The 19,409-nt window shown below is 69.2% G+C and carries 16 protein-coding genes; 1 reads left to right on the forward strand and 15 read right to left on the reverse strand.

From position 1 onward, the window contains the following. Positions 1–254: 254 nt before the first annotated feature. The 3 genes from pyrH to rpsB all read right to left on the reverse strand — a co-directional run bounded on the left by pyrH (position 255) and on the right by rpsB (position 3,113). Complete coding sequence (gene pyrH, locus DEFCA_RS0105090) at positions 255–980, reverse strand: UMP kinase (RefSeq protein ID WP_025321959.1); 726 nt, start codon at positions 978–980, stop codon at positions 255–257. Between the two features lie 469 nt (positions 981–1,449). After that, positions 1,450–2,100: a translation elongation factor Ts gene (gene tsf / locus DEFCA_RS0105095; protein WP_025321960.1), complete on the reverse strand. Its 651-nt coding sequence runs from the start codon at positions 2,098–2,100 to the stop codon at positions 1,450–1,452. Between the two features lie 218 nt (positions 2,101–2,318). After that, a complete protein-coding gene (gene rpsB, locus DEFCA_RS0105100; RefSeq protein ID WP_029733595.1) occupies positions 2,319–3,113 on the reverse strand; it encodes a 30S ribosomal protein S2 in 795 nt (264 codons plus the stop codon). A gap of 327 nt (positions 3,114–3,440) precedes the next feature. On the opposite strand from rpsB, the gene DEFCA_RS0105105 reads away from it, so the two are divergent. Beyond that, positions 3,441–3,782: a P-II family nitrogen regulator gene (locus DEFCA_RS0105105; RefSeq protein WP_025321962.1), complete on the forward strand. Its 342-nt coding sequence runs from the start codon at positions 3,441–3,443 to the stop codon at positions 3,780–3,782. 341 nt (positions 3,783–4,123) lie between these two features. Here the strand turns inward: DEFCA_RS0105105 and DEFCA_RS24025 are convergent, their stop codons facing one another. From DEFCA_RS24025 to DEFCA_RS0105165, 12 genes are all read right to left on the reverse strand, one after another. Then, positions 4,124–5,200, reverse strand: a complete 1,077-nt coding sequence (locus DEFCA_RS24025; RefSeq protein ID WP_025321963.1) for an OmpA family protein — start codon at positions 5,198–5,200, stop codon at positions 4,124–4,126. Further along, positions 5,197–6,696, reverse strand: coding sequence for a sensor histidine kinase (locus tag DEFCA_RS0105115; RefSeq protein WP_025321964.1), 1,500 nt, complete (start codon positions 6,694–6,696; stop codon positions 5,197–5,199). Before DEFCA_RS0105115 ends, DEFCA_RS24025 begins: the two co-directional genes overlap by 4 nt. A gap of 21 nt (positions 6,697–6,717) precedes the next feature. Then, on the reverse strand, positions 6,718–7,560 hold the full coding sequence (locus tag DEFCA_RS0105120; RefSeq protein WP_025321965.1) for a 4Fe-4S binding protein: 843 nt from the start codon (positions 7,558–7,560) through the stop codon (positions 6,718–6,720). A gap of 87 nt (positions 7,561–7,647) precedes the next feature. Continuing rightward, complete coding sequence (locus DEFCA_RS20310; RefSeq protein ID WP_025321966.1) at positions 7,648–8,769, reverse strand: redoxin domain-containing protein; 1,122 nt, start codon at positions 8,767–8,769, stop codon at positions 7,648–7,650. 192 nt (positions 8,770–8,961) lie between these two features. Beyond that, positions 8,962–9,954, reverse strand: a complete 993-nt coding sequence (locus tag DEFCA_RS0105130; protein ID WP_025321967.1) for a redoxin domain-containing protein — start codon at positions 9,952–9,954, stop codon at positions 8,962–8,964. A 155-nt stretch (positions 9,955–10,109) separates the two neighbouring features. Then, the gene (locus DEFCA_RS0105135; RefSeq protein WP_035802876.1) at positions 10,110–11,390 is read right to left on the reverse strand and encodes a cytochrome c3 family protein; all 1,281 of its coding nucleotides are present in this window, start codon (positions 11,388–11,390) and stop codon (positions 10,110–10,112) included. 85 nt (positions 11,391–11,475) lie between these two features. Beyond that, positions 11,476–12,318, reverse strand: a complete 843-nt coding sequence (gene ccsB, locus DEFCA_RS0105140; RefSeq protein ID WP_025321969.1) for a c-type cytochrome biogenesis protein CcsB — start codon at positions 12,316–12,318, stop codon at positions 11,476–11,478. Between the two features lie 72 nt (positions 12,319–12,390). Then, entirely contained in the window at positions 12,391–13,767 is a 1,377-nt protein-coding gene (resB, locus tag DEFCA_RS0105145) for a cytochrome c biogenesis protein ResB (protein WP_025321970.1), read from the reverse strand. Between the two features lie 614 nt (positions 13,768–14,381). Next, on the reverse strand, positions 14,382–16,172 hold the full coding sequence (locus tag DEFCA_RS0105150) for an FAD-dependent oxidoreductase (RefSeq protein ID WP_025321971.1): 1,791 nt from the start codon (positions 16,170–16,172) through the stop codon (positions 14,382–14,384). Between the two features lie 347 nt (positions 16,173–16,519). After that, complete coding sequence (folE2, locus tag DEFCA_RS0105155; RefSeq protein WP_025321972.1) at positions 16,520–17,290, reverse strand: GTP cyclohydrolase FolE2; 771 nt, start codon at positions 17,288–17,290, stop codon at positions 16,520–16,522. 4 nt (positions 17,291–17,294) lie between these two features. Then, the gene (gene queD / locus DEFCA_RS0105160) at positions 17,295–17,666 is read right to left on the reverse strand and encodes a 6-carboxytetrahydropterin synthase QueD (RefSeq protein ID WP_025321973.1); all 372 of its coding nucleotides are present in this window, start codon (positions 17,664–17,666) and stop codon (positions 17,295–17,297) included. Positions 17,667–18,088: 422 nt separating this feature from the next. Next, positions 18,089–19,405: a glycerate kinase type-2 family protein gene (locus DEFCA_RS0105165; RefSeq protein WP_245693434.1), complete on the reverse strand. Its 1,317-nt coding sequence runs from the start codon at positions 19,403–19,405 to the stop codon at positions 18,089–18,091. Between the last annotated feature and the right edge of the window lie 4 nt (positions 19,406–19,409).

Below are 19,409 nucleotides of genomic sequence, written 5' to 3' on the forward strand. Positions count from 1 at the left end.
CCTCCTTCTTAACTGCCGTGAATCGTGAATGGTGAATCGTGAATCGTTGGGGGGCGCTTCGCGTGCGCCTGAGTTTCGGCTCGGATCCGGCCACACACGCGTGGGCGACAAGACCGGTTGGGGTCAGGGGCCGCCGGCCGGCCAACCCCGAATCCTGGGAAGTGATCGCGAATGCTGGAGTGGCAGTACAATCCCGCGTTACCGGCTTCCGACCATTCGCGATTCACGATTTACGATTCACGATTTCCGGCCCCTCACTCTCCCACCACCTTCGTGCCGATATTCTCGCCGCACACCACCCGCAGGGTGTTGCCGGGCCGGGTGAAGTCGTACACGATGATGGGCAGCCGGTTGTCCCGGCACAGGGAGATGGCCGTAGAATCCATCACTTTGAGGTCCCGCTTCAACACCTCGATGTACGACACCTCGTCGAACCGCCGGGCGTCCGAGTGGCCCACCGGGTCCTTGTCGTATACCCCGTCGACCTTGGTGCCCTTCAGGATGGCCTCGGCCCCGATCTCCATGGCCCGCAGCCCCGCGGCCGTGTCGGTGCTGAAGTAGGGGTTGCCGGTGCCCGCCGCAAAGATCACGATCCGCCCCTTCTCCAGGTGCCGGATCGCCCGGCGCCGGATGTAGGGCTCGGCCACCTGCTGCATGGTGATCGCGGACATCACCCGGGTCTTGGCCCCGCGGCGCTCCAGCGCGTCCTGGAGGGCCAGGCTGTTGATCACCGTGGCAAGCATGCCCATGTAGTCGGCCGTGGCCCGGTCCATGCCGGCGGCCGAGGCCCTGAGGCCCCGGAAGATGTTGCCCCCGCCGACCACCAGGGCCACCTCCACCCCCAGGCCCCGCACCTCGGCCACCTCGTGGGCCAGGCGCTCGACCACGTCCTGGTCGATGCCGAACCCCTGGGCCCCCATGAGGGCCTCTCCGGAGAACTTGAGCAGCACCCGACGGTACACCGGCTTTCGTTCGCTCACGATGACTCCTGCGTATGCGTGGACGTTGGGACGTGATCACTACCGTTGGTCGTTCGTCGTTGGTCGAAATTTCCGTGAATCGTGAATGGTGAATCGTAAATCGTGAATCGTGGCTGGGCGACGGGGCCGTCACCGCGTCACCGATCACTCGTTACCGGTCACCGCGTCACTGCCCTTCCCACCCGTCACCGCCAAACTTCCGTAAATCGTGAATCGTAAATCGTGAATGGTTGGAAAAGCCGCGGGTCGTTCGTGCTTCGTCGTTGGTGGAGGGGCATCACCTGTCACGGCCTTTCCGCCTCCCAGCCTCCTAGCTTCCTAGCTTTCCAGCGGCCCGCGTGGCGGGCCATCTGTGTCCATCTGTGTGGATCTGTGGCTGAAGAGGTTCGGACGCCGGGCGGGGCGGTCCAAACGCACGATCGGGGGAGCGGGGAGGGCCCCGCTCCCCCGATCCGTTCGCAGGGACGCGTCAGGCGCGGGCCTGGGCGGCCACCTCTTCGGCGAAGTTGTCCTTGCGCTTCTCCAGCCCCTCGCCGAGCTGGAACCGCACGAACCGGCGAATCCGGATGTTCTCTCCGAGCTCCGCGATCTTCTGCTTGAGCAGGTCCCCCACCGTGAGATCGGGGTCCTTCACGAAGGGCTGGTCCAGCAGGCAGTTCTCCTTGAGGAACTTCTGCAGCCGGCCTTCCACCATCTTCTCGATCACGTGGGGAGGCTTCCCGCTCTCGGCCGCCTGCTCGCTGAGGATCCGGCGCTCGTTCTCCACCTCGTCGGCGGGCGCACTCTCCCGGTCGAGCCACCTGGGGTTGGTGGCGGCCACGTGCATGGCCACGTCGTGCACGAACTGCTTGAAGGCGTCGGTGCGGGCCACGAAATCGGTCTCGCAGTTCACCTCCACCAGCACGCCGATCCGCCCGCCCGCGTGGATGTACGAGTGAACCAGTCCTTCGGCCGCCACCCGGCCCGCCTTCTTGGCGGCGTCCGCGAGCCCCTTCTTCCGAAGGTACTCCACGGCCTTGTCCATGTCGCCCCCGGTCTCCTGGAGGGCCTTCTTGCAGTCCATCATGCCCGCCCCGGTGCGCTCCCGGAGCTCCTTTACCGCTTGTGCCGTGATCGCCATGGTCTTTACTCCCTGTTCGGTCATTTCGGCTAGAAAGCTAGAATGCTAGGAGGCTGGAAACCCCTTTGTCTCTAGTTTCCAGTCTCCAGTATCTGGTCTCTGCCCGGCCGGAGGCAGGCTCCTTGCCCCGCCCTCCGAGGTGACGCGCCGATCTTGTCGCCGTGTTAACAAGATTTCGACAAACGGGAGCCGGCCCCGGGGGCCGGCTCCCGTGCGGGTCAGTCCACGTCGATCTCGACCTCTTCCACCTCGAGGTACTCGTCCGACTGGGCCGGCTCGGCCTTCTCGTCGCCCCCGGCCGCCGCCATCTCGGCCTCCACGTACTCCTGGCGCTGGGCCTTGCCCTCGATCACCGCGTCGGCGATCCGCGAGGTGAACAGCTTGATCGACCGCAGGGCGTCGTCGTTGCCCGGGATCGGGTAGTCGATCAGATCCGGGTCGCAGTTGGTGTCGAGGATGGCGATGATCGGGATGCCCAGCCGGTTCGCCTCGCGCACCGCGATGTCCTCGCGGGCCGGGTCCACGATGAACACCACGGACGGCAGGCTCTTCATCTCCTTGATGCCCCCGAGGCTGCGCTCGAGCTTGGCGGCCTCGCGCCGGATCCGCAGCCCCTCCTTCTTGGTCATCAGATCCACGGTGCCGTCGCTGAGCATCCGCTCCATCTCTTTCAGCCGCTCGATGCTGCGCCGGATGGTCTGGAAGTTGGTCAGGGTGCCGCCCAGCCAGCGGTGGGTCACGTAGAACTCCCCGCACCGGTTGGCCTCTTCGCGCACGATGTCCACGGCCTGGCGCTTGGTGCCTACGAACAGGAACCGGCCGCCCTGGGCCGCGGTCTCCCGGGCGAACTCGTAGGCCCGGCGGAACAGGCGCACCGTCTGGCTCAGGTCGATGATGTGGATCCCGTTGCGCTCGGTGAAGATGAACCGCTTCATCTTCGGGTTCCACCGGTGGGTCTGGTGGCCGAAATGGACCCCGGCCTCCAGCATGTCGCGCATCGTCACGGTTGCCATGTTGCCCTTCTCCTTTTTCTCGTGGTTGGCCTCCGCCCCCTTCGCCCCGCCTTCCCACCCGATCCGTTCGGGCACCACCGGCGGTCCAGGGGCGTGCGGAATGGAAGCGCATACGGGTACCACAGCCACGCCCCGGTTTCAAGGGCGGGCTTGACAATGGCGGGAGGGCTGGGAAGCTAGGAGGCTAGGAGGCTAGGAGGCTGGGAGGCTGGGAGGCTGGGAGGCTGTCTGGCTCTCCTGCGGCCCGTCCAGCGGACACGAGGCCTCCCGACGATTCACGATTCACGATTCACGATTCACGGAAACAATCCCCCGAGGAGGCCGACCATGAAGATGATCCAGGCCATCGTGAACACCGACCGGCTCGACGAGCTGCGGGACCGGCTGTTCGAGATCGGGGCCCCCGGCCTCACGGTCGACAGCGTGATGGGCATCGGCAAGCCCCTGGGCCAGATGCGCTACTCCGACAGCCGGGGGTTCGTGCCCAAGTTCTTCGCCAAGAGCCGGGTCCAGATCGTGGCCGAGGACGACCGGGTGGACGAGATCGTGGAGGCCGTGCGCACCGTGTGTCACACCGGCCAGATCGGCGACGGCAAGATCTTCGTGCTGCCGGTGGACGAGGTGGTCCGGATCCGCACCAACGAGCGGGGCAGCAGGGCGCTGTACTGAGGGCCGGGGGTCGGTGCTCGTTCGTCGTGGGTCGTGTGATACCGAGTTGCATCCAGAACTATTGGCCCCCTGCCCGAAGGGGCAAGGGGCCCGTCGGAGAGCCGGGCGCGGCTCCCTAGCTCGCCGCGCAGCGCCTCTGACGCTCGGACCGCGAAAGGGTTCGGATTCCACTGAGCTGCCAGGAAACCAGCTCTTCGGTCCCGTGCCTGCGCGGCGAATCTCAAGCCTGGCTTCGCGCCCGGATCCGTATGCGATGGATGGCAACTCGGTATGAAAGGCCGTGGGGTGCAGGTCGGGGTTGATCCGTGAAACGAACGGCTGTCGGACCTCCCCGCCTCGGCTCACTCGCCCTCGACCTCTGCAGCCCTTTCGCCCTGGGGCTGGGGCGGTGAGAACAACGGGGCCTCCAGGGGCACCAGCTTGATCTCGATCCGGCGGTTCCGGGCCCGGCCCTCGGGGGTGTCGTTGGAGGCCACCGGCCGGTAGGGGCCGAACCCCACGGCCGAGAGCCGCTCGGGCTCCACCCCCACCTCGTCCTGGAGGAACCGCACCACGCTGGTGGCCCGGGCCGTCGAGAGCTCCCAGTTGGAGGGGAACCGCTCCGCCAGGGCCCCGGCGATCGGCACGTTGTCGGTGTGCCCCTCGATCACGATGGCCTTGTCCGTCTGGGCCTTGAGCACCTCGCCCAGCCGCCGCAGGACCTCCCGGCCCTCGGGCTTGATCCGGGCGCTCCCCGAGTCAAACAGGATCTCGTCGAGCACCTTGACCGAGAGCTTGCCCTTGAGCTGCTCGATCACCACCCGGCCCGCGTCCACCTCCTTCTCCATGCCCTTGAGCAGGCCCTCGTAGGTCCGGGACACCTCGTCGAGCTTCTCCCGCTTCTCCTGCTCCGCCCTGCGGCGCTCCGCCTCCACCAGGTCCAGCCGGGCCTTCAGGTCCGCCTTCTCGGTCCGGCACTCCTCCAGGCGGGCCTGCAGGTCCATCCGCTCGGCCCGGGCGGCCCGCTGCCGGGCCTCCAGCCGCTCGCTCAGGTCCTTGGCCCGGGCCTCGGCCTCCCGCCGGGCCCGGGCGCACACGTCCAGGTCTGCCTCGCGGTCCTTGGCCCGGCCCTGCCACTCGGCCGCCGCCGCCTCGGCCTCGGCCAGCCGGGCCTCCAGGGTCTTGCGCTCTTCCACGAGCTTCGCCGACCGGTCCTCGCAGGCCTGGAGCTCCCCCCCCAGGTCCTCGGCCCGGGCCCTCTCGGCCGCCAGCTCCTGCTCGGCCGAGCCGAGCCGGGCCTTCAGGGTCTGGGCCTGGTCCACGGCCCGGAGGTACTCGTCCCGCCCCACCCCGCATCCGGCCAGGACCAGCATCCCCAGCGCCGCGGCCAGGGGGATCCGGCCGCGGCGTGCCGTCGTCGTCCCGTCTTCCCTCGTCACGTCTCTTCCCCTTGGGTGCGGGGAAGCCACACGTAGAACTCCGATCCCGCCCCCACCTGGCTCCTCACGTGGATCCGGCCTCCGTGCGCCTCCACGATCTTCCGGCAGATGGGCAGCCCCAGGCCCGTGCCCTGGTTCTTGGTGGTGTAGAACGGCTTGAAGATCTCCGAGAGCTTCTCCGGCGGGATCCCCGGCCCGTCGTCCCGGACCAGCACCTCGACCCAGTCTGGGCCCTCGGGGGCGCCCTCCCCCTCCAGGGTGGGCCGGGCGCTCGTGCACACCTCGATCCGGCCCCGACCGCCCACGGCGTGCCGGGCGTTCAGGATGAGGTTCAGGAGCACCTGCTGGATCTGCTGGGGGTCCATGGTGATCTCGGGCATCTCGGGGTCGAGCACCAGCTCCACCTGATCCCGGGTGCCCCCCTCTTCGCGCTCCACGAAGAACAGCGACTCCTCCACCACGTCGTTCGGGTTGGCTCGCTGCCAGTTGGGCACCGACTCCCGGGCGAAGCTCAGGAGGTCGCGGATCGTCTTGTCCAGGCGGTCGATCAGCTTGAGCATCTCCTGGACCACCGGCATTCGCGGGTCGTCCGGCTCGAACCCCTGGGCCAGGACCTGGGTCGCGCCGGCCAGGCCGGCCAGGGGGTTCTTGATCTCGTGGGCCACGCTGGCCGCCATCTCGCCGATCGACGCCAGCCGCTCGGCCCGCATCATCTGCTCCCGGTGGAGCCGCTCCACCTCGCGGCTGGCCTCGTCCAGGCGGGCGATCATCGAGTTGAAGCTCCGGGCGAGCCGGCCCAGCTCGTCCCTGCCCCGCACCCGGGTGCGCACCTCCAGGTTCCCCCGCTCCACCTCCTTCATGGTCTCGGCCAGCTCCCGCACCGGCCGGTTCACCATGCGGTGGAGCAGGAAGCTGATGGCTCCGGTGACGAGGAGCACCGTGACCACGGTGGAGCCGACCATGAACCGCGCGTTCTGCCGGATGTGCTCGCCGGTCTTGGCCATGCTGAGGCACACCTCCAGCACCCCCACGATCTCCTTGTTGGGGTCGTGGCAGGTGTGGCACCGGGGCTCGTTGTACATCACCTCGACCATGCAGAAGCTGCGGTGGCCCCGCTCCTCGCTGCGGAACGGCTTGGACCGGTCGGGGCTGGTGAACACGTTGTAGACGAGCTCGTCCACCTCCTTGCCGATCTCCCCCGGCTGGGCCGAGTGCATGATGATGCCGTCCGCGTTGAAGATCCGGATCGTCTCGATGTCCTGGAACTGGCCCATCATCCGGATGACCTTCATCACGTCCTTCTGGCACCGCCCCTCCATGTCGATCCGGATGATGTTGGTCAGGGTCTTTGACAGGATCCGCGCCTGGCTCTTGGTGTTCTCGACGGCCTGGCGGTCCTGGGCCATCAGGTTGAACCAGGTGGCCCCGCCCAGCACCAACCCCAGCACCGCGACGATGGCCAGGTTGATCTTGACGCTCAGGGAGGTTCGAAACACGGCAGAGTCCCGGGAACCGGGTCAGGTGAGCACGGAGCCGGGCACGCCCTCCCGCTCGCGGGCGGACTCCCGGCCCAGGACCGTGGTGACGGTGAGGGCCTCGCAGTCCGTGCAGTCGAGGCACCGGATGCACTGCCCCGTGTTCGGCTCCTCGTAGGGCCGGACCTCCATGGGGCAGACCTGGTAGCACTTGTCGCAGTGGGTGCACAGCTCCGGGTTCCAGCGGAGCCGCACCAGGCTCACCCGGTTGAACAGGCTGTAGATGGCTCCCAGGGGACAGGTGGTCTGGCAGAACGGCCGCTTGGCCACCACCGACGACACCACGAAGAAGATGAGGATCGCGATCTTGATCCAGAACAGATCCCGGATCATGGATCGCACCTCCGGGCTGATGGTGACCCATGGGAGCCCGCCGATCAGGGTGCCCATGGGACACAGCTTCGAGAACCAGTTCTCCGACGTGATCCAGGGGATCACGAACACCAGCATCACCAGGGCCACGAACCGAAACGGCCGCAGGTACTTGGGGATGCGGATCTTGATCGAGGGCAGCTTGTAGAGCATCTCCTGGAAGAAGCCGAACGGGCACAGGGTGCCGCACGGCATCCGGCCCACCACCGACCCCACCAGGCCCAGGAAGCCCAGCGTGTAGTAGGGGATCGCCCGCACCACCATGAAGTGCTGCAGGGTCCCGATGGGGCACGAGAAGAACGCCGACGGGCACGCGTAACAGTTGAGCACCGGCACGCAGAACCCCTTGGCAGCGCCCTGGTACACCGCTTTGGCCCAGTATCCCGGCAGGTACCCGTTGACGCCCAGGGACGTGCCGAGCTGAAAGTACCGTCGCGTTCGGATCCTGATCACCCGACCTCCTGGGGGGTCACCCGACCCCGATGCGGCTCAGCCAAACGAGCCTCCGTTGGACACCACCCCTCCCCCCTCGGCCCCGGCCTACCCCTCGCCCCGGGCCTTCCAGGCCAGCTCCACCGCCCGCCGGAACGCCCCGGCCGCCTCCTCCCACCGGCCCAGGGCCGCGGCCACCTCCCCCTTCTCGGCCAGCACCTTGGGGTTGCGGGGGTCCAGCTCCAGGGCCGCGTCCACCGCCCGGGCCGCCTCCTCGGGGCGGCCCAGGGACCGCAGCGCCCGGGCCTTGACCACCAGGGCCGGGGTGTAGGCCGGCTCGATCTCGAGCGCCTCCTCGGCCGCGGCCAGGGCCTCGTCGTGCTTCCCCCGAGCCTCCAAGACCTCGGCCAGCAGGCCCACGGTCTGGACGTGCTGGGGCTGGATCTCCCGGGCCTCCCGCAACACGGCCTCGGCCTTCGCCAGGTACCGGGGCCGCTTCGCCGCCCTCTGCAGGTAGATCCGGGCCAACAGCACCCGGGGCTCCGCCCACTTCGGGTCGATCTTGGCCGCCCGCTCCAGGTCCCGGACGGCCTTTCGCGCCATGCCCCGCCGGATCAGCACCTGCGCCTTCTGGTAGTGCAGGGTGGCCTTCTTGGGCGGCACGTAGTCGCGCTTCTTCACCGCGAACCGGGGCGCGGCCTCCTCGTGGATCCCCAGCAGGGCGTCCACCGCATCGCGCAGGTCCCGCTTGGCCGCGGTGGAGTAACTGGCCAGCGCGTAGCGCACCGTGCCCGCCTCGTCCAGCAGGGCCAACGACGGGGTCGCCACCACCCCGTAGGCGTAGTAGGTGGCCAGCCCCTCGTCCACCACCACCGGGAACGGGAGATCCTTGGCCGCGGCCTCCACCGCGGCCCGGGCCTCGCCCTCCAGCTGCTCGTGGTCCACGTTGACCGCGATGACCTCGAACCCCTGGTCCTTCCGCCCCCGGTACAGCTCGGCCAGGTCCCGGAGCAAGGGCTTGCTCCGGGCGCTCCAGGTCGCCCAGAACACCACGGCCAGGGCCTTGGGCCCCACCCGGTCCGACAGGCGCACCTCCCGGCCGTCCAGGGTCTTCAGCGCGAAGTCCGGGGCCTTCTGGCCCACCTCCACGTACTTGAACGCGGCCGCCGCCGGGGCCACGGCCAGCAGCACCACCAGGCCCAGCACCGCCCCGAGTCGCTTCCCACCCATCCGCTCGCGCTCCTGATCACTTCGGTCGTCGGTCGTCGGTCGTCAGTCGTCGGTCTGGGGCCTTCGGCCCGCTGGGAGGCTGGGACGCTAGGAGGTCAAAAAACCTTCCGGATTCCCACACGTTCTAGTCTCTAGTCTCTAGCCTCTAGCCCACAGCGGCCGAAGGGGGGCTTCCCAGAGATCGGGCTCCGCCTACCGCAGCAGCCTCTCCAGGGCCTTGCGGTACGCCTCGACCGCCTTCTCGTACTGGCCGGCCCCCTCGTAGATCCGGCCCAGCTCGTAGTAGATCCGCTCCGGCTTGGGCGTGAGCCGGGCCGCCTCCTCCAGCAGGGCCGCCGCCTCGTCGGTCTGGCCCCGGATCCCCAGGACCCGGGCCAGCCCCACCTTGGCCGCGGTGCTCCGGGGGTTCTGCTCCAGGGCCTTTCGCAGGTGGGCCTCGGCCTCGTCCGCGTTGTCGGGTGAGGCGTCCAGCAGCCACAGCCCCAGGAGCTCGTGGGCCTCGCCGAACGTGTCGTCGGCCTGCACCGCCTCGCGCGCCGCAGCCAGGGCCTTTTCGGTCATCTTGCGCTTGGCCAGGAGCTTCGCCTTCTGGAGGTGACGCTCGGCGAGCTTGCGGGCCTCGGGCTTGGCGGCCGCCTCGGGGGCCGGCTCCTCCTCCACCTCTTCGCCCAGGGCCCGGGCCACCAGGCGCCCGACCTCGTCCGCGAACCCGGCCGTGTAGCCCCCCACCTCGTCCACGAACACCCCGTCCGGGTCGATCACCCCGGTGCTGGGCGCCACCAGCACGCCGTAGGCGCCGTACACCTCCTGCCCGGCGTCCAGCGCCACCGGGTACGCGACGCCCAGGCCCTCGGCCCAGGCCTTGGCGTCGCCGTTGTCCGGGTTCACCACCACCCCCACCACGGCCACCCGGTCGCCGAACCGGGCCGCCACGTCCGCCAGGGCCTTGGCCGCCTTGGCGCTGCGCTCCTGCCCCTGCCGCAGGAACGACAGGACCACCGCCTTTCCGCGGTGGGCCGCCAGGGCCACCTCGCCCCCGTCCACGGTCTTCAGAGCAAACTCCGGGGCCGGCTGCCCCGGCTGCACCTTCCGGAACGCCTCGGCCGACCGGGGAAACCCGCCCAGCCCCACCGCGACCGCCAACGCCACGCCGACGGCCAACCCCTTGTGCCCGCGCGTACCCATGACCTCTCCTCCTGTGCCCCCGGGGAACCGCCCCGAATCACCGGCGAACGCGGGCACCGCCCCGTCCGCCCGAAGGAGACCGGCGGACCCGGTCTCCCGAACCGACGACGAACCCGGGGGGCGGCCCGGCCGCCCCCCGGGTAGGCGCAGGGCCCTCAGTACACCACCGGGTTCTCCCGGTCGTACTCCTTGGGCTTGTGGCAGCCCACCACGCACCGGCCTCCGGTGGGGGTCTTGGTGTAGTTGATCGGCAGCTTCCACATCTTGCCGAACGGAACCTCCTTGCGGATGTGCTTCTCCTGGTTGCCGGCGTGGACCTCGTGGCAGGCCTTGCAGCTGCGGCCCTTGGGGTCCTTGTTTACATGCAGGAAGTGCAGGTTCCGGTCGCCGTTGCGGAAGTCCGTGAGCTTGGTGGTGAACTCGTTCAGGGCGATGTCCTTGTTGTGACAGTCGAAGCACAGGGCGTAGTTCTCGGTCTTGTACGGCATGTAGAACTGGGCCGGGAACGGCTTCTTCAGGATCTTGGCGTAGTTGGTGCCATGGGGATCGTGGCAGGCGTAGCAGTCGTTCTGCTTGACCGGCCCGTGGAGGTACTTGGAGTTCTTGATCTTCTCGGCCATCGCGGTGTGGCAGGTGAAGCACAGGTCCTTGGTCGGTGACTTGAGCTGACGCGGGTAGTTGGACGAGTGGGGGGTGTGGCACGCCGTGCACGACTCCTTCTTCAGCGCCGTGTGCTGGACCACCGCCTCCTCGATCTGCTTCTTCTTCTCCTTGTGGCAGCGGTAGCACAGCTCCTTGCCCTCGCCGTAGAGCATGTACTTGGCGTCGGTGGCGTGGGCGTTGTGGCAGTTGGTGCAGTCCTCCTCCACCGGCTTGTGCACGTACTTGCGGGTGAACTCCTCCTTGCGGTCGATGTGGCACAGCAGGCACAGCTCCGCGCCCTTCTCCTCGGTCAGGTTGGGGTACGGGGAGGAGTGGGGGTTGTGACAGATGTTACAGTCCCCGGCCGCCACGGGCCCGTGCACGAAGGACTTGTTCGTCTTGTTGTTCTCGTGGCAGCTGAAGCACAGCTCGCTGGTGGTGGGTTTCTTGAGCTGGAGCTCCGCGTCGGACTGGTGGGGGTCGTGGCAGGCCACGCAGTCCCCCGTGGCCACCGGCTTGTGGACCGTGCGGTTGGCGTCCTTGCGGTCGTGGCACGCGTAGCACAGCTCCTTTCCACCGCCGAAGGCCAGCTTGAAGTCCTGGCCCGACTTGGTGGGGTGGTCGGGGTTGCCGTCCTCGTGGCACACCACGCACTGCCCGGCGCCCACCGGGCCGTGCACGTAGGTCGCCTTGCCCATGTTGGAGTGACACTGGTCGGTGACGCACCCCTCCTGGGCGAGCCCCGTCCCGGCCAACAAGAGCACCAAAGCGGCTGCCGCTGCGAGTAATCTCATCGGTCCATCCCCTCTCCCATTGGAAAAGAAATCCTGGCGACCCCGGACGTTCCCCCTTCTCGTCATGGTCTCTCCTCCCGCGCCGTTACCCCGCGTAACTATGAAGGCCCGACAACACGAAATTCACCCCCCAGTACGTGAAGATCACGCACCCGAAACCGATCACCGAGAGCCACGCCAGTCGCACGCCCCGCCACCCCGCCGTGAACCGGGCGTGCAGGTACGCCGCGTACACGAACCAGGTGATCAGGGACCAGGTCTCCTTGGGATCCCAGCTCCAGTAGGTGCCCCAGGCGTAGTTGGCCCACGCAGCCCCGGTGAGAATCCCCAGGGTCAGCAACGGAAACCCAACGGCCACCGACTTGTAGGCCAGGTCGTCCAGCACCTTGGCCGGGGGGAGGATGCCCGGGGCGTCCTTGCCCAGCCGGGTCTCGGTGCGGTGGCGGAACAGGTACATGACGGACACGGCAAACCCCACCGCGAACGCGGCGTAGCCGAAGAAGCAGGTGACCACGTGGGCGGTGAGCCAGTTGGACTGGAGGGCCGGCACCAGGGGTTGGATCTCGGCCGAGATGGAGGGGTTCAGGGAGACCACCGCGATGCCCAGGAAGCCCAGGGGGGCCACGAACGCGCCGATCGCCCGGTACCCGTAGATGCGCTCGAACACCAGGTAGATCAGCATGATCGACCAGGAGAAGAACACCATGGACTCGTACATGTTGGACAGCGGGATGTACCCGTATCCGGCCTGATGGGACTCGATCCACCGCACCGCGATCGCGGCCGTGTTCACGAGCCACCCCGTCAGGGCGAGCCCGGTTCCGATCCAGCCGGTCACCTTGGACCGGTGGACCAGGTAGACCACGTACCCGAACGTGGCCAACAGATAGAGGATCATCGCGATCCCGAACAGTTTGTCGTTGATCATCGTTCCTCCACCGGTTGGGCCCGGGGGGGCCGCGCCGAACAGGCCCCGGGCCGCGTTATAGCAACTTGGGGTCTACTTTTCAAAAACTTCTTGCGCCTCGGTGCACAAGTCCGCGAACCAGCGCTCGAACGCGATCCGGTTGCGGCTGGCGTTGCCGCCCAGGAACACCTCGACCCCGCCCCTGTCGGCCGGCCGGACCCGGGCCCACACCCTCCGATGGCTCAGGAAGAAGGCGATCATCAACCCCAGGGTGATCAGGATGCACCCGGCCCAGATGATCGGCACCCCGGGATCCTTGGCCACCTGGAGCCCGGTGTACATGACGGTCTCCACCCCGTCGAGCCGGATCACGTACCCGCCCAGCTTCCGGTGGTTCCCTTCGGGCGCCTGGAACACCACCGTGGTCTGGGGCTTCCCCTCGGCCGGCTGCAGCACCACTTCCACCGCCGGCCCCATGCCCCGGAAGTCGCCGGTGAGCTCCCGCAGGACCAGCCGGTCGCCGTTCTCCAGGTCCACGGAGGCGCCCCGGGCCACCTTGCGCCGGTGGAACAGGATGTTCCGCCGGGGCCCGAACACCGTCAGCCAGGCCGCCCGGCCGCCGGCCTGGCCGTAGGACGACTGATAGAAGTAGATCCCCTTGTAGATGAGCGGATCGTTCACCTCGATCCGCTTTCTCAACACCTCCCGGCCGTTCTCCAGCACGGTCAGGTCGCTGATGTAGTCCCGGGGCCTGCCCGTGGACCGGCCCTGGCGGTCCGTGTAGAAGGTGACCTGGAAATCGTCGCACCGCACCTCGAACCCCAGGTCCTTCACCCCGCCCCCCCGGAGCCGCACCTGGCTCACGCTCTGGCCCTCGGGGATGTTCACGAACCCCTTGAACCCCCACAGGGCCCCCACCAGGGCGCCGATGCCGAACAGGAACAGGCTGAAGTGGGTCACGTACACGCCCATGCGGCTCCACCCGCCCCGGGTGCCCAGCAGGTACACGGCGCCGTCCCGCTCCTCCCGGTACACCCGCCGCAGACGCCGGCGCAGCAACCCCTCGATCGCGTCGGCCACGGCCGCCACGTCGGCGCCCTTCACCCGCTTGGTCCACTTCTCGTGGATCGCCACCGGCTTGCCGTCGAACACCGGGTCCCGGTAGTTCATCAGCCGCACGGCGTGGGGCAGCCGCTTCAGGGAGCAGAACGTGATGTTCACCAGGAGCAGCACCAGCAGCAGCTGGAACCACCAGGAGTGGTACATGTCGTCCAGGCCCAGAACCCGGATGACCCGGGCCACGCCCTCGCCGTACTCGGCGACGTACACCGCGAACTTCTCGTGCTGCTGGATCACGGTGCCGAACACGCTGGTCGCCGCCAGGGCGATCAGGACCACCACGCTCAGCTTGATCGAGGCGAAGAAATCGAAAAGCCTCTTGCCGAGACCCTTGTTCGACGACTTCTTCAACGGGGGTTCTCCTTTCCAGTAACTTTGGGCCTTCGGCCCGCTAGGCCGCTAGGCGGCCGGGCAGCTTTTGAGCCCCGACGCCAAGGCTTCGGGGGCATGGGGCCTGCTGGAGAGCCGCGTGCGGCCCCTTAGCTCGCCGCGCAGCGCCTCCAACGCTCGTACCGTGAATCCGTTCGTGCCCCACCGAACGGTCATGAAACCACCGCCGGTGCCCCGTGCCTGCGCGGCGAATCTCATGCCCGGCTTCGCGCGCGGCCGGAAGCAGGCCCCATGTCCCGCCGCTGGCGCCGGCCCCGGACAGACAAGAGTTACCCTTCTCGTGGTGCCCGGCCCTGCACAGGGCCTGAAGGGGCTTTCCAGTAACTTTGGGCCTTCGGCCCCCTGGAAGGCTAGAAGGCCAGGAGGCGGAAAGGCCGTGCGTCGCAGGGGGTTGTCGTCCCAACATCCTAACGTCCCAACGAGCCAAGACCCACGGCCTTTCACGACCAACAACAGTTGTTCCCGTGACGGGTGACCAGTGACGCGTGACGGGTGGGCCGGCGAGCCGCCCAGCGGACGCGAAGCGTCCCAACGATTCACGATTTACGGAAGTTTCGACCAACAACCCGCGGCCCTCACAGCTCCCGATGGCACTGCAGGCACCGGCCGGCCTCGCGCCGGGCTGCGGCCGGGTTGAACCCGAGCTCCACCTCCCGGAACCCCTCCCGGCGAAGCCGGCCCGCCAGCTTGGGCATCTCCTCGCGGATCCGCGCCTCGGGCGTCTCCCGGTGGCCGGGGAACGGGTGCCGAAGTCTGCGGTCCCTCAGGCGCAGGACCGGAAGGGCCTCCCGGGCCAGGTCGGCGTACATGCCCAGCGCGGCCCGCCGGCCCTGGGCCATGGCCTCCACCGCGGTGGACGGCCCGGCCACGGCGTCGCCGCCGGCGTACACCCGTTCCAGGCTGGTGCGCTGGGTTCGCGGGTCCACCCGGATGCGGCCGTCCCGCTGTCGGCGCAGCCCCTGGAGCGCCGGGTCCGAGAACACCGGCGAGTCCACCGTCTGCCCCAGGGCGGGCACCACGGTGTCCGCGGCGAGCACCCAGTTCCGGCCCTCCACCGGCACCGGCCGGGGGCGGCCCGACTCGTCCGGCGGCCCCAGCTCCATGGTGCGGACCTCCACCTCCAATCCCTCGCTTCCAGGCCTCACCTCCACCGGGTCGGCCAGGTAGTGGAACCGGACCCCCTCCCGCAGGGCCTCGTCCACCTCCTCGGGTCGGGCCGGCATCTCGTCCCGGGTGCGGCGGTAGAGCAGGTGCACCTCCTCGGCGCCCAGGCGAAGGGCCGTGCGGCACACGTCCATGGCCGCGTTGCCCCCGCCCACCACCACCACCCGCCGGCCCAGGCGGGGCGCCGCCCGGCCCTTGCTCGCCCTCAGCACCTCCTGGAAGTCGGTGCAGAGCTCCGCGCCCGGGATCGTCAGCTCGACCGAACGGGCCGCTCCCACGGCCAGGAACACCCCGTCGTGGTCGCGGAGGAGGTCCGCCACCGCCTTCCCGCCCGGCCCCACGGGGGCCCCGGTCCGGAACGCGATGCCCCGGCCCCGCAGCTCGGCCAGCTCCTCGTCCAGGATGTACGGCGGCAGGCGGAAGTCGGGGATGGTGGTGGCGAGCCGGCCCCCCAGGACCTCGTCGGCCTCGTAGACCGTGACCGAGGCGCCCAGCACGCTCAGGAAGTAGGCGCACGCCAGCCCTGCCGGGCCCGAGCCCACCACGGCCACCCGCAGGGCCCCCCCGTCCAGGTGGACGACCTTGGCCGGGCCGGCCTCCGGGCGGCGGGCCCGCACCTGGTCGGCCATGAACCGCTTGCACCCGTTGATGGCGATGGGCTCGCCGTCGATCCCCCGCACGCACCGGGTCTCGCACGGGTGGGGGCAGATGCGGCCGATCACCCCCACCAGGGGCAGCCGGGTCCGGGCCAGGGCGTGGCCCTGGTCGGGATCGCCGTCGAGGATGAGTTGGAGATAGTCGGGGATCGGGACCCGGGCCGGGCACGCGTCCTGGCACGGGGGATGGGGGGTGGTGGGACCCCACCGGGCGTCGGCCCACGCCACGGCGAGCACGAAACCGGCGGCCCCGACGAGGAACAGGTGGCCGTAGGAGAATCCGTTCCAGACCGCCAGGACCAGCCCAATGGCCAAGGGGAGCAAGGCGGCGAAGAGCACCCCGGTGGCCCAGCGGCGCTGGTACATCTGGCCCGCGCCGGCCGCCACGAGCGACAGCCACGCCCCCTTCGGGCGCACTCGGCGCTCCAGGGCGATCTCGTGGAGCAGCCGTTCCCGGCCGCGGAGCTTTCCCGAGCAGGTTCGGCAGCGCAGGGCCTCGCCCTTCGGCTCGATCCGGCAGAGGCTACAATCCCAGTATCGTTCCATTCCGCCATCGAGGTTCGAGGTGAAAAGGTCGCTTCCTCCCTGCCGCGCTCCTGGCCTCTTCGCTTCCCCACCGGATCGGAATCAAATCTCCCCCCCTCCCCAGTAACTTCGGTCAACGGTCAACGGTCGTCGGTCGGGGCCTTCGGCCCGCTGGGCGGCTTCCCCGAACCGCCGCCAAGGCCTCGGGGGGCATGGGGGCTGCTGGAGAGCACGCCCGTCTAACGGGCCGAGCTAGCCGGAATTTCGCTAGTTTCTAGTCTCTAGTTTCTAGTCTCTAGCTCGCCCCGGGTCAGGGAACGTTACTTTCCCCGTTGTAGGGCCCCGCAGGGGCCGAAGGGGGATTCCCCCTACCACTTCTCCACGTACGCGTACGCGTTGTGGTTGTGGATGCTCTCGAAGTTCTCGGCTTCCACCGAGAACCAGGTCACGTTCGGGTCCCGCAGCAGCGCCTGGGCCACGTCCCGGACGATGTCCTCCACAAACTTGGGATTGTTGTAGGCCCGCTCGGTCACGTACTTCTCGTCGCTGCGTTTGAGAAGGCTGAACACCTCGCAGGAGGCCCGGCTCTCCACCAGGTGGATCAGATCCTCGAGCCACACGAACTCCCGGAAGCGCACGTTCACCGTGACCTGCGACCGCTGGTTGTGGGCCCCGCCGGCGCTGATGGCCTTGGAGCAGGGGCACACGCTGGTGACCGGCACGCCCACCTCGGCCACCAGATCGAACTCGTCCCCCTCCAGCGACCCCTTCAGCGCGCACGGGTACGCCATCAGGGACGGCGCCCGGCTCACCGGCGCCCGCTTCTCCATGAAGTAGGGGAACCGCAGCTCCAGATGGGCCGACACCGCGTCCAGCCGTTCGCGGATGGTCTCGAGGATCGGCCGGACGCTGCCCACGGCGATGCCGTGCCGGTGCTCGTTGAGAACCTCGACGAACCGGCTCATGTGGGTGCCCTTGAAGTGGTGGGGCAGCCCCACGTACATGTTCACCGTGGCCACGGTGTGCTGCTCGCCGTGGGTCTTGTCGAGCACGGTGATGGGGTACACGATGTCCTTGACCCCCACCTTGTCGATGGCGATCCGGCGGTGGTCCTTGCGGCTCTGGATGTCTTCGAGCACGGGATCAGTCCCGGATGAAGGTGGCCGCGGCCCGGTTGCTCTCCCACGCCGTCACCCGGTGGACCCGCACGCCCTCCCGGTCGATCCGGCGGGCCACCTCGGCGCAGACGTACTCGGCGATGCGCTCCGACGAGGGGTTGTGCTCCCGAAACGCCTCGAGCTCGTTCAGGTAGGCGTGGTCCAGCCGGGCCAGCACCTCCCGGGTGGCCTGCTTCAGATCCTGGAAGTCCAGGGCCAGGCCCGTGTCGTCCAGGCGATCGGCGCGCACCACCACCTCCACCTTCCAGTTGTGGCCGTGCAGGGCCTCGCACTGGCCCTGGTACCCCCGCAGGTTGTGGGCCGCCGCGAAGTGCTCCTCGATCTTCACCTCGTACATCGCAACTCCTACTTCCCCGCCTTCCGTTGGAAGGCGGGGGGCTAGAAAGCCTAAAAACCTCCCGGATTCCCACACGTTCTAGGCATCACCATGCCTCTTCGCCTCCACCCCGTGCCCCGCCGCCGGCAATGGCCCCCGGCTCAGAGAACGTTACTCTCCCCGTGGTAGGCCCCCCAGGGCCGGAGGGGGCTTCCATGGAACTTCGGTCTACGGTCGTCGGTCTGGGGCCTTCGGCCCGCTGGGCGACTAGGCGGCCAGGCGGCTCTCGGATCGCGCCAAAGCTCGGGGGACACAGGGTCTAAGACTCTAGGTTCGAGTCTCTAGTCTCTAGCCGGCCGGGCCCCTAGTGCCAAAAAGAACGAAGGCGGTACGGTAACACCCGGGAAAACGGATTGTCCAGTCCAAGCGCCTTCGGTCCACGGTCAGGGGGCCACCAGCAGCACCTGCACGTCCATCACGTTGGTGCGGGTGGGGCCGGTCACGATCAGGTCCCCCACCGCCTCCAGGTACCGGTAGCTGTCGTTGTTCCGCAGGAACGCCTCCGGGTCCAGCCCCCGGTCCCGGCCCCGGCGGGCCGTGGAGGGGGTGGCGATGCCCCCGGCCGCGTCCGTGGGGCCGTCGGTGCCGTCGGTTCCCCCGGAGAGCCCGACCACCCCGTCCCACCCCTCCAGGGCGAGCCCCAGGGCCAGCGCCAGCTCCTGGTTCCGCCCGCCCTTGCCGTGGCCCCGGATCGTGACCGTGGTCTCCCCCCCGGCCAGGATGCAGGCAGGCGCGGGCAGGGGGTTGCCGGCCTCCCGAACCTCGCAGGCCACCGCGGCCAGCACCCGGGCCACCTCCCGGGCCTCCCCCTCCAGGCGCGAGGTGAGCATCAGCGGGGCGTACCCGAGCTCCCGGGCCGCGGCGGCGGCGGCCTCGAGGCTCTTGCGGTTCGACCCCACGATCGCGTGGACCACCCCCTCCAGCCGGGGGTCGCCGGGTTTGGGGGTGTCGGGCACCTCACCCCGCACCCCGGCCTCCAGGTGACGGCGCACCGGCTCGGGCACCCGGTCCCAGACCTCCCGCCGGACCAGGACCTCCTTCGCATCCCCGAAGGTGGTGGGATCGGGGGAGAACGGGCCCGACGCGATCACGTCGAGCCGGTCGCCGATCACGTCCGAGAGCACCAGGTTCACCACCCGCGCCGGGTGGGCCGCGGCCGCCAGGTACCCGCCCTTCACCTGGGAGAGGTGCTTGCGCACCGCGTTGAGCTCGCCGATCGCGGCGCCGCTCGAAAGGAGCAGCCGGGTCACCTCCTGCACGTCGTCGAGCCCGATCCCCTCGGCCGGCGCCGCCAGCAGCGCCGACCCCCCTCCGGACAGCACCGAGACCACCACGTCGCCGGCCTGGGCGGCCCGCACGATCCCCAGGATCCGGCGGCCCGCGGCCACCCCCCGGGCGTCCGGTACGGGGTGGGACGCCTCCACCACCTCGACCCGCTCCAGGGGCAGCCCGTGGCCGTCCTTGACACACACCAGCCCCCCCGCGATCCGGTCGCCCAGCACCTCCTCCACGGCGGCGGCCATCGGCGCGGACCCCTTGCCGGCCCCCACCACCCACACCCTGCCCCCCGGCCCCACCGGCACCCGGGTGGTCCGGCCGTCCTCCTGCGTCACCACCACCGCCCCGTCCTCCCAGGCCAGGTGGCGGCGCACCGCGTCGTGGGGACCGGCCGCCGCCACGGCGGCCCGGAAGATGCGCACGGCG

The organism is Deferrisoma camini S3R1 (assembly GCF_000526155.1).
In the GTDB taxonomy this organism is placed as follows: domain Bacteria; phylum Desulfobacterota; class Deferrisomatia; order Deferrisomatales; family Deferrisomataceae; genus Deferrisoma; species Deferrisoma camini.

What these genes read in the sequence shown, in the direction of transcription:
- tsf (WP_025321960.1), bottom strand. Translation starts at nt 2,100, where the DNA reads ATGGCGATCACGGCACAAGCGGTAAAGGAGCTCCGGGAGCGCACCGGG.
- rpsB (WP_029733595.1), bottom strand. Translation starts at nt 3,113, where the DNA reads ATGGCAACCGTGACGATGCGCGACATGCTGGAGGCCGGGGTCCATTTC.
- DEFCA_RS0105105 (WP_025321962.1), top strand. Translation starts at nt 3,441, where the DNA reads ATGAAGATGATCCAGGCCATCGTGAACACCGACCGGCTCGACGAGCTG.
- DEFCA_RS20310 (WP_025321966.1), bottom strand. Translation starts at nt 8,769, where the DNA reads ATGGGTGGGAAGCGACTCGGGGCGGTGCTGGGCCTGGTGGTGCTGCTG.
- DEFCA_RS0105130 (WP_025321967.1), bottom strand. Translation starts at nt 9,954, where the DNA reads ATGGGTACGCGCGGGCACAAGGGGTTGGCCGTCGGCGTGGCGTTGGCG.
- DEFCA_RS0105135 (WP_035802876.1), bottom strand. Translation starts at nt 11,390, where the DNA reads ATGAGATTACTCGCAGCGGCAGCCGCTTTGGTGCTCTTGTTGGCCGGG.
- ccsB (WP_025321969.1), bottom strand. Translation starts at nt 12,318, where the DNA reads ATGATCAACGACAAACTGTTCGGGATCGCGATGATCCTCTATCTGTTG.
- DEFCA_RS0105150 (WP_025321971.1), bottom strand. Translation starts at nt 16,172, where the DNA reads ATGGAACGATACTGGGATTGTAGCCTCTGCCGGATCGAGCCGAAGGGC.
- queD (WP_025321973.1), bottom strand. Translation starts at nt 17,666, where the DNA reads ATGTACGAGGTGAAGATCGAGGAGCACTTCGCGGCGGCCCACAACCTG.